The organism is Aliterella atlantica CENA595 (assembly GCF_000952155.1).
GTDB classification, from domain to species: domain Bacteria; phylum Cyanobacteriota; class Cyanobacteriia; order Cyanobacteriales; family Chroococcidiopsidaceae; genus Aliterella; species Aliterella atlantica.
The window spans coordinates 136721-152319 of sequence record NZ_JYON01000007.1 but is presented as its reverse complement, the minus strand read 5'-3'; the positions used below and the strand labels follow the sequence as shown (position 1 = coordinate 152319).

Here is a 15599-nt window from a genome sequence, read left to right as displayed (position 1 = left end):
TGATTCATTATTTGCATCCCCGCTCTTTCAAGTATGGGGATTAAATGATAACTGGTCACTGGTCACTGGTCACTGTTATTGGGGTGCGTTGCCCACATATTGAGATTCAATCGGTTCTGCTTGTCCAGCTTGCACCAAAGCTTGATATAACATGGCTGTTACTTCAGCACGACTAGCATTGCGGTTAGGATTGAGTAAATTGCGTTCTGGATAATTAGCGACAATTCCTGCTGCTGTTGCGGCGGCAACTTTTTCCCTAGCATAGTCAGGGATTTGGGCAGCATCTTGATAAGACTGCAAAACTTGTTCGGGAGAGGCGGGCGGTTTTAAACCTAAGCCACTAGCTAAAGCGACAAGCACTTGCACCCTGGGGATTTGTTGAGTCGGGCGGAAAATATTATTGGGATACCCTTCCATAAACCCGCTTCTTGTTGCGCTATTGATAGCTGGAATACCCCAAAAATTAGTCGGAATATCTTTATACTCCGTTGTTCCTGGAACAGGCTTATTGTCAAACGCAGCTTGTACCAAAGCAGCAAATTCAGCGCGAGTTATCGGCTGGTTGGGGCGAAAGAAATCTCCAGCGTAGCCATTAACAACCCGACGGGCAGATAATGCCGTAATATAGGGACGCGCCCAGAAGTCTTGAGGAACGTCAACAAAATTAATTGGAGTTCCTACTTTAGGAGTCGGTGATGCGGCAGGCGTACTAGGTACAGTTGGTGAAGCAGGTGTAATAGGTACGGGAACAATAACCGGAACTTGCCCTCTAGCAGGCGTTCTCGGTTGTACGGGCGTTGGCACTTCTGGCGAATCAGTAGGAGGTACAGGCACTACTCTAGGTACTTCTTCTTCCCTGCCTGTCGCCTCTGGAGAGGGGATAAGTAGCGGCACAGTAGTAGTAGCGCGATCGCCTGATAGAATGCGATTAAAGTTAAATGCATCAGGGTTACGCGCTAGCGACCACCAAATAATTGCCCCAATAGCGCTAAAGGCAACAAAGATGCCGATAAAATCATCAAAGCCCAAAGGAGTATTATCGGATGACTGCGGATCGGGCGGAGGCGAATTTGTCATCTTAAATTATTTAGCAACGAACATAGCCAAATTAAGACACTAATCTAGAGCTTCTGGGTACTCCTTTAGGATAGGTTTTTAGAGAAAATCAAGATTAAAGCACTCTTAACAAGCTAGGAACGCTACTTATCGCTTCTAAAGTGCGTATTTCCTCCAAAGAAGCGTGAAAATCACCTTCTCGGACATCGTGAGTGACGACAACAATCTCTGCTAAATTATCGCGAATACCAGTTTGCACGACTGATTCTAAACTAACTTTGTATTTACCGAAACAAGTTCCCAGTTTACCAATTACGCCAGGATGGTCTTGAGTAAGAAAACGGGCGTAAAAGCGCGTAATTACATCGTGCATAGGAGAAGCTACGCAATAATCTTGATGCGAACAAGTTAATAATGGTTGTGGCTTATTAGTACCTGTTTTTAATACCGCAGCGATCGCTAGTATATCCGATACTACCGCGCTAGCAGTTGCCCCAGCCCCCGCACCAGGTCCAAAAAACATTACTTGTCCAATCGGTTCGCCTTCTACCAAAATCGCGTTGTAGACCCCGTTAATGCTGGCTAAGGGGTGGTTTTGAGGCACTAATGTTGGGTGGACGCGTAAAGAAAGATTAGAGGAATTGGGGATACGTTTGGCGATCGCTAATAATTTAATTACAAAGCCGAGTTTTTGGGCGTAGGCAATATCAGCGCCGCTGACGTTACGAATACCTTCACAATAAACGTCTTGTAACTTGATTCTGCCGCCAAAAGCTAGTGAAGCAAGAATAGCTATTTTATCAGCCGCATCTAAGCCATCGACATCAGCAGTTGGGTCGGCTTCAGCGTATCCTAGCTTTTGCGCTTCAGCTAACACATCAGCAAAATCACTACCTTGTTGGTGCATTGCCGTGAGAATGTAGTTTGTCGTGCCGTTAACGATACCTGTAACAGCCGTAATTCGATTGACACTCAAAGACTGTTTCAATGGTTGAATAACAGGAATACCGCCGCCTACAGCCGCCTCTAACATCACGTAAACACCAGCAGCATTAGCAGCAGTGAAGATTTCATCACCATAACGAGCAATTACTGCTTTATTTGCCGTAACAACGTGCTTTTTGTGACTAATTGCTTTCAGGATCAGCGACCTAGCGGGTTCTATTCCCCCAATTAGTTCTACTACAATATCAACTGCTGGATCGCTAACAATTGCTTCTAAATCTGTAGTCACAACATCTTGAGGTAAGTCCACAGCACGAGACTTGTCTAGACTTTGCACCCCTACTCGATAAATTTCCAATTCCTGCAACAATGGATGACGACCAGTAGCATCTAGCAGCAGTTGAACCGTACCCGTACCTACCGTACCTAATCCCAGGATTCCTACTTTAAAAACCACAAGCCATACACCAAGATCGCCAAAAACAATTGTAGGGCGGGGAACACCCACCCTACTGCTCGTAAAGTAATTTTATTACTTTTAGCTTGTCTCTTAGTACGTTTCTACGTGCCAGCGACCAGCCTTTTTCATTTCCTTTTGGTACTCAATCCAATTTACGCCATCTTTAGCCGCAGCCGCAGAAAGCGCTTCATCAATACCGCCTTCCATACCTTTCAAACCGCAAATGTAACCGTGAGTATTTTCCTTTTGGAACAATTGCCACAATTCATCAGCGTGTTCGGCGACTCGATCTTGAATATACATTCTGCCACCGTCAGGATTTTTCTGTTCGCGGCTAATTGCATAAGTCAAGCGGAAATTATCGGGATACTGCTGTTGGATTTCTTCTAACTCTTCCTTGTAAAGGATATTAGGAGTAGTTGGAATTCCAAACACTAGCCAAGCCATACCTTTAAACTCGTAGTCAGGATTAGCAGCTTTTTCATTTGCCTTAAACATCCGCCACAAATAAGCTCTAAATGGAGCAATACCCGTACCAGTTGCAAACATAACTACATTTGCATCTGTATCTTCAGGCAGAAGCATTTCTTTACCAACAGGACCAGTAATTTTGACATCTGCCCCTGGTTCGAGATGACACAAATGAGTAGAACAAACACCGTAAATAGTTTCGCCTGTTTCAGGGTGCTTGTATTCTAATTGACGCACGCAAAGAGATACAGTTTTATCGTCTACACGATCGCCATGTCGAGTAGATGCGATCGAGTATAGCCGCAATTTTTCCGGCTTACCATTTTTATCCGTACCTGGGGGAATAATCCCGATACTTTGACCTTCAAGATAGCGTAAATCGCCACCAGAAATGTCAAAAATTAAGTGACGGACAGTACCAATTCCGCCTTCACCGACTAACTCATCATTAGAGAGACATTTACCGAGATAAGGAGCATTAGGGCGGTAGATATTAACAGGAACATCTTTATGCTTATCAGCTTTGGGTTTCGCTTGAGTCATGGGCTTGCCTTTTGGTTCTGATTCGGGCTGTAGTCCATTTTCTGCTGATGCTGAGGAATTATTCTGTTCGCTCTTAGCAGTTACGGCAGAGGAATTACCCCGATCGCTTTGAGAAAAGCCTAAATGTCCGTTTGCTGAAGCTGCAACATCCTGAAGTTGGATATTGACAATTTTTCCACCTAGACGAGCAATCCGCTGCATCTCCTGATTCATGCGGCTGTAAGGCACTCTAATAAATACGCTGCCACTTTGACGAATAGGAGGAGTCATGTTGTCAGTTTCTTCATTTTGACGCAGACCCACAACCTCGTAAACAAAAACACGGCTACCAGCTTCCGTATTAGCTGCTCCGTCTGCGGCGCTAGAATTATACATTGCTTAAATCTCTCCGATCCCTACTTAACTTATGAAACTCTTTCTACCTGCTACCAGATTTATAATACCGGATGACCGACTGAAGAATGATTGCAGAAAGTCGCTATTGTAACCATACCAAGGTATGTGCGCGTAGGGAAGAGTACATTTTGCTCCTAGCATTTAGAGCTACATATAAATTAAACAGCAACAATTTTACTTTTTTTTAATAAAAATGTGCAACAAAACCTTAGCATAAGTACAGAGTCAGACAATCGAGCATGACCTGAACGCATTGTATGAGAGATTCTATTTTGGTAGAATTTACACTAACAGTAGTAGTAAATACTTACCACAGTCCAACTTAATTGTTTTTTTTACAAGCAATTATGAGGGTAAACCCATACCCAATGAATAGTCTAGTGGTTAATTGTGGCAAGCGTTCTTCAAACAAAAGGAACGAGAAACAGACACATAGCGTAGTGCTGAATCGAGTCGCAAACTCAACCACAGCAGTGGTATGAGGGCTACATACCTAAAGCGTAGAAAACTTATTGATGGAATCATTTTGTTGTTAGAGGAAAGCTATGACAAGTTCGCTGGATCGCGTAGTATTAATTGGAGTTGCGGGAGATTCAGGGTGCGGTAAATCCACCTTTTTGCGTCGGTTAACCGACTTATTTGGCGAAGAATTTTTAACAGTTATCTGTTTAGATGACTACCATAGCTTAGATCGCAAACAGCGGAAAGAGACAGGAATTACAGCATTAGATCCAAGAGCAAACAACTTCGATCTAATGTACGAGCAAATCAAGGCGCTCAAAAACGGTCAACCGATAGACAAGCCAATATACAACCACGAAACCGGAGCAATAGATCCACCAGAGCGGATAGAGCCAAATCACATCATAGTAGTAGAAGGACTGCACCCCTTGTATGACGAGCGCGTGCGAGAGCTACTAGACTTCAGCGTGTATTTAGACATCAGCGACGAAGTCAAAATTGCTTGGAAAATTCAGCGCGATATGGCAGAAAGAGGTCATCGTTATGAAGACGTACTAGCAGCAATTAACTCTCGCCGTCCAGACTTTACAGCTTACATCGAACCCCAAAAGAAACACGCAGACGTAGTTATCCAGGTATTACCAACACAACTACTCAAAGAAGACAAAGAGCGGAAAGTCTTGCGGGTACGGATGATCCAGAAAGAAGGGATAGAAGGCTTAGAGCCAGTTTACTTATTTGATGAAGGTTCAACTATCCACTGGACACCATGCGGACGAAAATTGACCTGCTCGTATCCAGGAATGCAAATGTACTATGGACCAGATCCTTACAGCCAAGATAACGTCTCAGTATTGGAAGTAGACGGACAGTTCGATAATTTGGATGAAGTCATTTATATCGAGACACACTTGAGCAAGACTTCTACTAAGTATCAAGGTGAAATGACTCACTTGTTGCTTCAGCACCGCGAGTATCCAGGTTCTAATAATGGAACTGGGTTGTTCCAGGTGTTGACTGGTTTGAAGATGCGGGCGATGTATGAGAGAGTGACGGCGAAGGAAGCCAAGATTGCTGCAAAGGTTTAGAAAAAGTAGGGGCGTTAAAGCAGTGACCAGTTATTAGTTATCGGGGTGTAGCGGGGATTTATACCCAATTATCTTAATTAGTAATTGTTTGCTGGTAGCTGTTAATAGCGTCCCTTTTTTAACAGCGACAAGTTATTAGTAGACTGAACGCAGATGCACGCAGATGGATTGACTGTTTACCAACGAAATTGTCTTGATGATTAAATTGGTAACTAGCAACTGTTAACTGTTTGCTGGTCAGTAAGTTAGGGAATTTTAGGTTTTGTACTAGATAATATCTTGCAATTCGTCTAAGCTGACAAACAAACGAAATTAGGGGCGTAGCGAATCCAAACCGACATGACACAAAACCCCACGATTCAAAGCACTAGCAACCTTTCTACTGTTGCCGAACAATTTGCGAGATCGCACAAAATTACCAATATAGATGCTTTTGGTAATGGCAATATCAACGACACGTTTCTAGTTAGTTTAGATTCCCCCAATCAAAAGCATTTTGTCCTGCAACGCATCAATACGCAGGTATTTCGTCAGCCAGAATTGGTGATGCAGAATATGCGTGCTTGTACTAAACATATAAGCGATCGCCTGCATAATCATCCCATAGAACGCCGTTGGGATGTGCCGCGTGTATTATTAACTAAAGACGAATTAGACGGTTTTCAAGACGCTGATGGGTCTTTCTGGCGAGCAATCAGCTTTATTGCCAATTCTAAATCTTTCGATACGCTGCAAAATCTAGAACAAGCTCAAGAAATTGGCTATGCCTTGGGGATGTTTCACAATTTAATTAGCGACTTACCCCCTGAAAAATTAGCCGATACTCTTGAAGGGTTCCATATTACGCCATTATACCTGCAACAATACGATCGCGTTTTAGCCAAGGCAAGTCCAAGCCAATCTCCTGATGTCAATTATTGCCTGCAATTTGTGAGCGATCGCCAAAATTGGGCAAGTATTCTCGAAGATGCTAAAAATCAAGGCAAACTTCCGCTGCGTTTGATGCATGGCGACCCTAAAATTAATAATGTCATGTTCGATGTGACTACAAAAAAAGCGGTCAGCATTGTAGACCTCGACACTGTTAAGCCTGGACTTGTACATTACGATATTGGCGATTGTTTGCGATCGGGTTGCAACCAAGCTGGAGAAGAAACCGAGGACTGGGATAGCGTTCGCTTCGATACAGATATTTGTCGAGGAATTTTACAAGGCTATCTGTCTGTAGCTGATGCTTTTCTTACACCTAACGATCGCGCCTACATTTACGATGCTATTGCTTTGATTGCTTTTGAGTTGGGACTGAGATTTTTTACTGACTACTTAGCAGGGAATGTTTACTTCAAAGTCAAGCATCCGCAACATAATTTAGCAAGAGCGATCGTTCAGTTTAAACTTACTGAAAGCATCGAATCTCAAGAAACAATTATTCGCGCGATCGCCCAAGATAAGCAGTAAATAATGGAACAGACTTTTCTTTTACAACCTTTTCCTTCTGGGCAATCGCTACCCAATCTGAAAATTATAGGACGCATCGAACGCAATGCCAACCGACTTGTCATCTACTATGAACTTGTTGGAGACTTAAAAGATATTGCGATCGCTCTTCCTTGTGATACTCCAGCAAGAAAGCACGAATTATGGCAAGATACTTGCTTGGAGTTTTTTCTAGGCATTGAGAAAAGCGATCGCTATTGGGAATTTAACCTTTCTCCTAGCGGACATTGGAATGTCTATCGCTTTGATGGCTATCGTGAAGGAATGCAAGAAGAGATTGCCTTTAAGATGCTGCCATTTAAAGTCGCATCAGCAGCAGATAGTTCAGAACTTGTTGTCGAAATCGAATTAGATAAAATTGTCTCAAAAGAGAGTGCGATCGAACTTGCTATTACCGCCGTAGTTAAAGACAAAAATGGCGAAGTGACTTATTGGGCGTTGACTCATACAGGTACAGAAGCAGACTTTCATCGCCGCGATAGTTTCATCATTAAGCTCTAAGTTTTAGTTTGCGACTAAAACAGCATCACCAAAACATCCCTAAAATAGTAACTAACTGGTAACTGGTAACTGGTAACTGGTAACTGGTAACTGGTAACTGGTAACTGGTAACTGGTAACTGGTAACTGGTAACTGGTAACTGGTAACTGGTCATTGGTCACTGTTAAAATAGCCTCCATTATCTTATTCCTCCCTCCATGACCGCAAGTATCACCAATCTACCCAGCGTTTACGATCCCACCACTACCGAAGCCAAGTGGCAAAAAATCTGGGACGATCGCCAAGTCTATAAAGCTGACCCCAATCATCCTGGTAAACCTTATTGCATAGTCATTCCCCCGCCTAATGTCACGGGTAGTCTGCACATGGGTCACGCTTTTGAAAGCGCGTTGATTGATGTACTCATTCGCTACCACCGGATGCTAGGCGACAATACTTTGTGGCTACCAGGAACAGATCATGCCAGTATTGCCGTACATACAATCTTGGAAAAACAGCTAAAGCAAGAAGGTAAAACTCGTCAAGATTTGGGACGCGATCGCTTTTTAGAACGGGCTTGGGAGTGGAAGGAATTATCTAAGGGTAATATTGTCAATCAGTTAAAGCGTTTAGGTGTGTCTGTAGATTGGTCGCGCGAACGCTTCACTATGGATGAAGGCTTATCTAATGCTGTGGTAGAGGAGTTTACCCGTCTATACGATGAGGGGCTAATTTATCGGGGTAAATATTTAGTCAATTGGTGTCCAGCTACACAATCGGCTGTTTCGGATTTGGAGGTAGAAAGTAAAGAGGTAGACGGAAATTTATGGCATTTCCGCTATCCCTTAAGCGATGGTTCGGGTTATGTAGAGGTGGCGACAACTCGCCCAGAAACGATGCTAGGAGATACAGCGGTTGCTGTTAATCCTGATGACGATCGCTACCAGCATTTGATTGGTAAAACTTTGCAGTTACCAATTGTTGGGCGCGAAATACCAGTAATTGCTGATGAGTTTGTCGATCCTGCTTTTGGTACTGGCTGCGTTAAAGTAACTCCCGCCCACGATCCTAATGATTTTGCGATGGGTCAGCGTCACAAGCTGCCGATGGTTAATATCATGAATAAGGATGGCACTTTAAATGAAAATGCTGGCGAGTTTCAAGGGCAAGATCGGTTTGTAGCGCGTAAAAATGTTGTTAAACGGCTAGAAACAGACGGTTTTCTAGTTAGAGTAGAAGATTACAAACATAGCGTTCCTTATAGCGATCGCGGTAAAGTACCTGTTGAACCGCTTTTATCTACTCAATGGTTTGTCAAAATTCGTCCCCTAGCTGACAAAACTCTAGAATTTCTAGATAAGCAAAATTCCCCCCAGTTTGTCCCCGAACGTTGGACTAAAGTTTATCGCGATTGGTTAGTAAAATTAACTGACTGGTGTATTTCGCGTCAACTATGGTGGGGTCATCAAATCCCTGCTTGGTTTGCTGTCAGCGAAACAAACGGCGAAATTACTGACGATACTCCGTTTGTAGTTGCTAAAACGGAGGCTGAAGCTAAAGAAAAAGCTAAGGCACAATTTGGGATAGATGTCAAGTTAAAACAAGATCCAGATGTTCTAGATACTTGGTTTTCTTCTGGATTATGGCCCTTTTCTACTTTAGGTTGGCCCCAGCAAACTCAAGATTTAGCTACTTATTACCCTACATCTACCTTAGTTACTGGGTTTGACATTATCTTTTTCTGGGTAGCGCGGATGACGATGCTGGGCGGACATTTTACTGGGGAGATGCCCTTTAAAGATGTCTACATTCATGGCTTAGTGCTGGATGAAAATGGCAAGAAAATGTCTAAAACCGCTGGTAATGGCATCGATCCGCTGTTGTTAATAGATAAGTATGGTACTGATGCTTTGCGCTATACCTTGGTTAAGGAAGTAGCAGGCGCAGGTCAAAATATCCGTTTAGAATACAAGCGCGAAACTGATGAATCGCCTTCAGTAGAAGCTAGTCGCAACTTTACAAACAAGCTGTGGAATGCTTCGCGGTTTGTGATGATGAATCTCAAGGGCTTAACTCCACAGCAATTAGGACAACCGCAAGTAGCAGATTTAGAAGCAGCCGATCGCTGGATTATATCTCGATTTCAGCAAACAGTAGCCCAAACGCGCGATCGCATCGACAATTACGGTTTGGGAGAAGCTGCGAAAGGCTTGTACGAGTTTTTCTGGGGCGACTTTTGCGACTGGTATATTGAGCTAGTAAAGTCGCGCTTGCAAGCAGAATTACCATCTAGTAAAGTTGCAAGACAAACTCTTGCTTATGTTTTAGAAGGAATTTTAAAACTACTGCATCCGTTTATGCCTCATATTACTGAAGAAATTTGGCATACACTAACTCAAATCAGCGATCGCGAAATATTAGGCTTGCAGTTGTATCCTCAAGCGGATGAAGGACTAATCGATCTGGAGTTAGAAAATAGTTTTGCTCTAATTACGACTGCGATCGGCAAAATTCGCAACCTGCGGGCGGAATCTGATATCAAACCAGGGGCGAAGATTCACGTCATACTGCAAAGCGAAAACAACAGCGAACTTGATATTTTGACGCAAATTGGACAAGTTCACATTTTGGATTTGGCGAAAGCAGAAAAATTAGAAGTTCAACCCAAACAAGATACTAACTCCTTAGAAAATGTTATTTCTGGCGTAGTGGGGACAGTTGAAATTTTAATTCCTCTATCTGGAGTCGTTGATGTCAAGGCATTGCGGAGCAAACTAGAGAAGAATTTGGCGAAAATAGAAGCAGAAATTCAATCGCTATCTAACCGCCTCAACAATCCCAAATTCGTAAACAAAGCACCAGAAGAAGTAGTTAAAAGCGTGCGGGATGCATTGCAAGAAGCTCAAACCCAAGCAGAAATACTCCGCGATCGCCTCCGCAACTTGACTGAGTAACCTATCGCTCGTAAAACAATGCTATACCTAGCTTTAGTTCAAAAACAAGAATTGTCCGGTCAAACTCATTTAAACTTGCTAGCGCATCAGCAAGACGAATATAAATGGGAAATTAATGCAGAAGCGAGAGTTTTGCGCGTACCAGAAGCGATCGCTTTACATGAAGGGATGCTAGTCTTGGTCGAACTTTCTTCCCAAGAGGAAATGTTAAGCATCCAAGACGCAACTAATTGGGTACTAGATTTAGTCAAAACCTACTTAACAAGCGGCGTAACCCCAGCATTTTTGAAAGCAGAATCAGAGCGTTCCGAACAGTGGCGACAAACGCTCACTCTGCAAAATCAAGAACTTGCTAGGCGATCGTTAGAAGTAGAAGCTAGAAGAGAACAGATTCAAGCTCTAGAAGAAAGTTTCAAACGAGACAAAGAAAACGAAAACCACGTATAAACTTAACTTCTAAACTTTACCCGCAGGTAAAGCTACTTTTTTCACTTGTCCATTATTAGGATTAACATCGCCTGCCGTCAATACCTCACGAATCAAACGCGCGATCGCTTTACTTGCCAAACGCCCAGCAACTTGTCTGCCAATTTGCTGCACGCCTGGATTTGCCAACAGTTGCGGCACTTGAGAACTAACTTTTGCCGCATCAAAACCGCGTGTTTCTTGTAAAATACTCCAAATACGCTTGATATGCTCTAGAGTTTGTTCTTGTTCGCTAGTAGCTGCAGGAGTTGGATTAACAGCCATAGCAATAGGCTTACCCCAAGAAACATTTTGCAGGCGATCGCGCAACGTATTAGTCACATTGTGCAAAGCATCGCGACTTAAGGCATCGACACTTTTAGCAACTTCATCAATCAAATTATTGCGAATCAAAGCACCGCGTTCTGAAGATAAAAACTCTAACGTCTCATCAAGCACTTGATTGACATTGTAGTCTTGACTATTACGCGCATTTCGCAGCAAGTTCTCCAACCGATTCCAGCGAAAACGCCCATCTTTGAATAACAAGTCTTGCAACGACTCGCGTAATTCTGGCGCTGGATCTGTTAGTAGTCGCTTAGAAATATAGGGATATGCTTCACTTAAAACCTTAAAATTTGGGTCGATATGGATAGCAATACCTTCTAGAGTGACAAGCGATCGAATAATCAATGCATAATAAGCAGGAACGCGGAAAGGATATTCGTACATCAACGCCGATAACTGGTCAGTAATGCTCTTAAAATTCAACTCAGCAACACTAGCACCCAAAGCATTGCCAAAAATCTGCGCTAAAGCAGGCACAATTGGAGTAAGGTCTGTATCCGGCGATAAAAAGTCTAACTTGACATAATCGCGAGCTAACCCCTCAAAATCGCGGTTAACCATGTGAACTACAGCTTCAATCAAGCCATAACGTTGATAAGGCTTAATTTCGCTCATCATGCCAAAATCCAGATAAGCCAACTGTCCGTCAGGAGTAGCTAACAAATTGCCAGGATGAGGATCGGCGTGAAAAAAGCCATGTTCTAGTAACTGACGCAAAGAACACTGAACGCCCACCTCAATAATGTAACGAGCATCAACACCTTGAGCGCGAATAGCTTCCACATTAGTTAATTTCGTACCAACCACCCATTCCATTGTCAGCACGCGGCGGTGAGTATATTCCCAATAGATTTTAGGTACGTAAACATCCTTGAGATGACCGTATAGCTGGGCAAAACGCTCGGCATTTTCACCTTCATTGATGTAATCCATCTCTTCAAAGATGCGTCCGCCAAACTCATCCAAAATCGCTACCAAATCGCTCCGCAACCGCTTCACATTTTTATTTGCCCAAGTAGCCATGCGGCGCAAAATATACAAGTCGACAGCAATAGTTTCTTGCAAATCGGGACGCTGGACTTTAACAGCAACAGTTTCGCCAGTTTTTAGCTTACCCTTATACACCTGACCCAAGGAAGCAGCAGCAATAGGTTGAGGCGACAACTCCGCGTAGATAGCATCAGGGCGATCGCCCAACTCTTCCTCAATAAACTGATAAGCAATATCATTAGAAAAAGGCGGAATCTGATCTTGCAGGCGCGTCAACTCATCCAAATAAGCAGGCGGAACCAAATCGGGGCGAGTAGAAAGAGCTTGTCCAATTTTGATATAAGCAGGACCTAGCTTCGTCAACAAATCCCTTAGCTGAATCGCTCTTTTAGACTGATTTTGTTGACCGACTCCCGTTTGCTTATCCCACCACAACCCCAAAGCAAAACTAAGAGCCGGAAAAAGCACAGTAAAAATGCGACCCAAAACCTGAAAAGGCTTACTCTTGTAGTGAGCAGAGATCGCCACCGGATCGTAACGCAACAACTCCGGTCTAACAACAGCAACCACCCCATCATCATATTCCAGCATTCCTGCATCACCATCAACCGGAACTAACTGCCTAGGAGCATCAACCTGAATTACCGAATCTGTCTTAACGTCCATGAATTTGTAACCGCACTACAGCGACCGTATTAAGTATTGTAACAATTTGTTGTAATAAACTAATTTAATTATTCAACTCCACCTACAGAGCCATAAGTATTTATTCCAAACTTTTATCCATTCTCACCCGCCATAAAAAGAAAATAGTCTAACCCAAGATCGATCTTCAATCTCCCTTGTACCCCTGTCCCCTGCTTCCCCTGCTCCCCCTGCTCCCCTGCTCTCTACCCCTACCATTCGTATAAAATCAAAAATAGCGCCACCCCAAAACCATGCCTCAATTCCAAGACACCTACCAAGTAATAGTAGTCGGAGCCGGACACGCAGGCTGCGAAGCTGCTCTCGCAGCCGCACGCTTAGGCTGTCGTACCCTACTACTCACCCTCAACCTAGACAAAATAGCCTGGCAACCCTGCAACCCAGCAGTAGGGGGACCTGCCAAATCGCAACTCACCCATGAAGTAGACGCACTAGGAGGAGAAATCGGCAAAATCACCGATCGCACCTACCTGCAAAAGCGAGTCCTCAACTCCTCACGCGGACCTGCGGTATGGGCATTAAGAGCGCAAACAGACAAACGCGAATACGCCCAAATCACCAGAGAAATCGTCGAAAACCAGCCAAATTTAACCATCCGCGAAAGCATGGTCATAGACCTAGTAATAGGCGCTAACGACGAAATTATCGGCGTAGAAACATACTTTGGCGTAGCCTTCCAAGCACCAACGGTAATTTTGACTACAGGCACATTTTTAGGTGGTAGAATTTGGGTAGGCAACAAATCGATGCCAGCAGGAAGGGCAGGAGAATTTGCCGCCGAAGGCTTAACAGAAACCTTAAACAAACTAGGGTTTGAAACCGGAAGATTAAAAACCGGAACCCCAGCAAGAGTAGACAAGCGATCGCTCGATTACAGCCAGCTAGAACCACAACCAGGCGACGAAGAAGTCCGCTGGTTTAGCTTCGATCCCTCTGTATGGGTAGAACGCCCGCAAATGCCTTGCTACCTCACCCGTACCACTGCCCAAACTCACCAACTAATTCGGGATAACTTGCATTTATCCCCAGTTTACGGCGGTTGGGTAGATGCTAAAGGACCGCGCTATTGCCCCAGCATCGAAGATAAAATTGTCCGTTTTGCCGATAAAGAAAGCCACCAAATCTTCATCGAACCAGAAGGGCGAGACATTCCCGAACTATATATTCAAGGATTTTCTACCGGATTACCAGAACCAATCCAACTGCAAATGCTCAGGACATTGCCAGGACTAGAAAACTGCGTCATGCTGCGTCCCGCCTACGCTGTGGAGTATGACTACTTGCCAGCAACGCAGTGTTACCCTACCTTGATGACTAAAAAGATTCAAGGGTTGTTTTGTGCAGGGCAAATTAACGGCACAACAGGCTATGAAGAAGCAGCTGCTCAAGGCATTGTAGCGGGAATCAATGCGGCTCTTTACGCCCAACAAAAGGAAATGGTAATTTTCCCTCGCGAGCAAAGTTATCTCGGTACATTGATTGATGACTTGTGTACGAAGGATTTAAGAGAACCTTACCGGATGCTGACTAGCCGTTCTGAGTATCGCTTATTATTGCGGTCTGATAACGCAGACCAAAGGTTAACACCTCTAGGTAGAGAAATCGGCTTAATTGACGATCGCAGATGGGAATTATTTACCCGCAAACAAACTAATATTGCTGCCGAAAAAGAGCGGTTGCACTCAACTCGCCTAAAAGAACAAAGCGATATTGCTAAACTTATTGCCTCAGATACTCAGCAAGCAATCAAAAACTCAATTACTCTAGCCGATTTGCTCCGCCGTCCAGGATTTCATTACGCTAACTTAGAACATTACGGGCTAAGTAACCCCGAACTTAATACAGCAGAAAAAGCAGGCGCAGAAATTGATATTAAGTATTCAGGATACTTGCAACGCCAGCAAAATCAAATAGATGCGATCGCTCGTCACGCCAATCGCCCGTTGCCTAGCGATTTAGACTACTCGATTGTAGAGACTCTTTCTAAAGAAGCAAGGGAAAAACTCTCTAAAGTAAAGCCTTTAACTATCGGACAAGCCGCTAGAATTGGTGGAGTTAACCCAGCCGATGTCAATGCTTTGCTGGTTTACTTAGAATTCCGTTCTCGCAGTGTTACTCCTGCGGCTATTTTGACTTAAAAGCAAGTTTGCTGTCCCCAACGTAGTTTTCCAGGTCCAGGCTCTACACAATTAGTGCTAAAGTTTTCTATTTTTCCACTTGGGAGCAAACCATAGGCATAATACCAATCGGTTCGATACACGGCAAAAATTACCAACCCTACAGAGCTACAGTTATTAATGACTGTAGTAGCAATCGACTTGGTAAACTTACCTGAAGCCATAACTGACTCGGCTGCCGTACCGTCTAGAGCAAAAGTGTATCGATATGGGCGATTAGCTGGATAATCTGAGTAAAGTTCAGGAACATTATCAGCAACATCAATTACAACATCTACATTTCGACCTGTTTCAATCCGCTTTTGAGCAGCCGCAATGGTTGCAGTACAGCGATCGCTTTTTTCTGCTTCCTGTGCTTGTAGGGCAAGTGGTGACATAGAGCTTGAAGCAAATAATCCAACAACAGCAATAGTTTTAAGCATAATTTTCTAGTTTTAGTCAGTTTTTTAACCAAACCTAATCTATTTTGGCTGTCAATCGCTAAAAATAATGTTTTATTAGCATAAAAGTTTATCGCTACAGGATTACAACCCCTCGCGCTTAAATTGCTAGGATGAAAATT

Annotated in this window: 12 protein-coding genes; 6 read left to right on the top strand and 6 right to left on the bottom strand. The window is 43.6% G+C overall.

Translation table 11 applies throughout. The features are described from left to right. Positions 1 to 75 precede the first annotated feature (75 nt). From UH38_RS08905 to petH, 3 genes are all read right to left on the bottom strand, one after another. A complete protein-coding gene (locus UH38_RS08905) occupies positions 76 to 1077 on the bottom strand; it encodes an S-layer homology domain-containing protein (RefSeq protein ID WP_045054297.1) in 1002 nt (333 codons plus the stop codon). Between the two features lie 94 nt (positions 1078 to 1171). Beyond that, a complete protein-coding gene (locus tag UH38_RS08900; RefSeq protein ID WP_144405656.1) occupies positions 1172 to 2458 on the bottom strand; it encodes a homoserine dehydrogenase in 1287 nt (428 codons plus the stop codon). A 93-nt stretch (positions 2459 to 2551) separates the two neighbouring features. Next, positions 2552 to 3850 carry a ferredoxin--NADP reductase gene (gene petH / locus UH38_RS08895; protein WP_045054295.1) on the bottom strand — a complete coding sequence of 433 codons (1299 nt, stop codon included), beginning with the start codon at positions 3848 to 3850 and terminating at the stop codon, positions 2552 to 2554. Positions 3851 to 4416: 566 nt separating this feature from the next. On the opposite strand from petH, the gene UH38_RS08890 reads away from it, so the two are divergent. The 3 genes from UH38_RS08890 to UH38_RS08880 all read left to right on the top strand — a co-directional run bounded on the left by UH38_RS08890 (position 4417) and on the right by UH38_RS08880 (position 7419). Further along, positions 4417 to 5421 carry a phosphoribulokinase gene (locus tag UH38_RS08890; protein WP_045054294.1) on the top strand — a complete coding sequence of 335 codons (1005 nt, stop codon included), beginning with the start codon at positions 4417 to 4419 and terminating at the stop codon, positions 5419 to 5421. A 339-nt stretch (positions 5422 to 5760) separates the two neighbouring features. Continuing rightward, complete coding sequence (locus tag UH38_RS08885; RefSeq protein ID WP_045054293.1) at positions 5761 to 6879, top strand: phosphotransferase enzyme family protein; 1119 nt, start codon at positions 5761 to 5763, stop codon at positions 6877 to 6879. Continuing rightward, positions 6880 to 7419 carry a DOMON-like domain-containing protein gene (locus tag UH38_RS08880; RefSeq protein ID WP_045054292.1) on the top strand — a complete coding sequence of 180 codons (540 nt, stop codon included), beginning with the start codon at positions 6880 to 6882 and terminating at the stop codon, positions 7417 to 7419. A gap of 14 nt (positions 7420 to 7433) precedes the next feature. On the opposite strand, the gene UH38_RS26695 is transcribed toward UH38_RS08880, so the two are convergent. After that, positions 7434 to 7598, bottom strand: a complete 165-nt coding sequence (locus tag UH38_RS26695) for a hypothetical protein (protein WP_045054291.1) — start codon at positions 7596 to 7598, stop codon at positions 7434 to 7436. An 18-nt stretch (positions 7599 to 7616) separates the two neighbouring features. Here UH38_RS26695 and UH38_RS08870 point away from each other — a divergent pair, with 18 nt between their 5' ends. Beyond that, positions 7617 to 10352, top strand: coding sequence for a valine--tRNA ligase (locus tag UH38_RS08870; RefSeq protein WP_045054290.1), 2736 nt, complete (start codon positions 7617 to 7619; stop codon positions 10350 to 10352). Positions 10353 to 10370: 18 nt separating this feature from the next. Next, positions 10371 to 10799, top strand: a complete 429-nt coding sequence (locus UH38_RS08865; RefSeq protein ID WP_045054289.1) for a DUF2090 domain-containing protein — start codon at positions 10371 to 10373, stop codon at positions 10797 to 10799. Positions 10800 to 10808: 9 nt separating this feature from the next. Here UH38_RS08865 and UH38_RS08860 read toward each other — a convergent pair whose 3' ends face one another. After that, on the bottom strand, positions 10809 to 12821 hold the full coding sequence (locus UH38_RS08860) for an ABC1 kinase family protein (RefSeq protein ID WP_045054288.1): 2013 nt from the start codon (positions 12819 to 12821) through the stop codon (positions 10809 to 10811). A 272-nt stretch (positions 12822 to 13093) separates the two neighbouring features. Between UH38_RS08860 and mnmG the strand changes: the two genes are divergently transcribed. Beyond that, positions 13094 to 14998, top strand: coding sequence for a tRNA uridine-5-carboxymethylaminomethyl(34) synthesis enzyme MnmG (gene mnmG / locus UH38_RS08855; RefSeq protein ID WP_045054287.1), 1905 nt, complete (start codon positions 13094 to 13096; stop codon positions 14996 to 14998). On the opposite strand, the gene UH38_RS08850 is transcribed toward mnmG, so the two are convergent. Further along, complete coding sequence (locus tag UH38_RS08850) at positions 14995 to 15459, bottom strand: hypothetical protein (protein WP_045054286.1); 465 nt, start codon at positions 15457 to 15459, stop codon at positions 14995 to 14997. The genes mnmG and UH38_RS08850 overlap by 4 nt on opposite strands. Positions 15460 to 15599 lie beyond the last annotated feature (140 nt).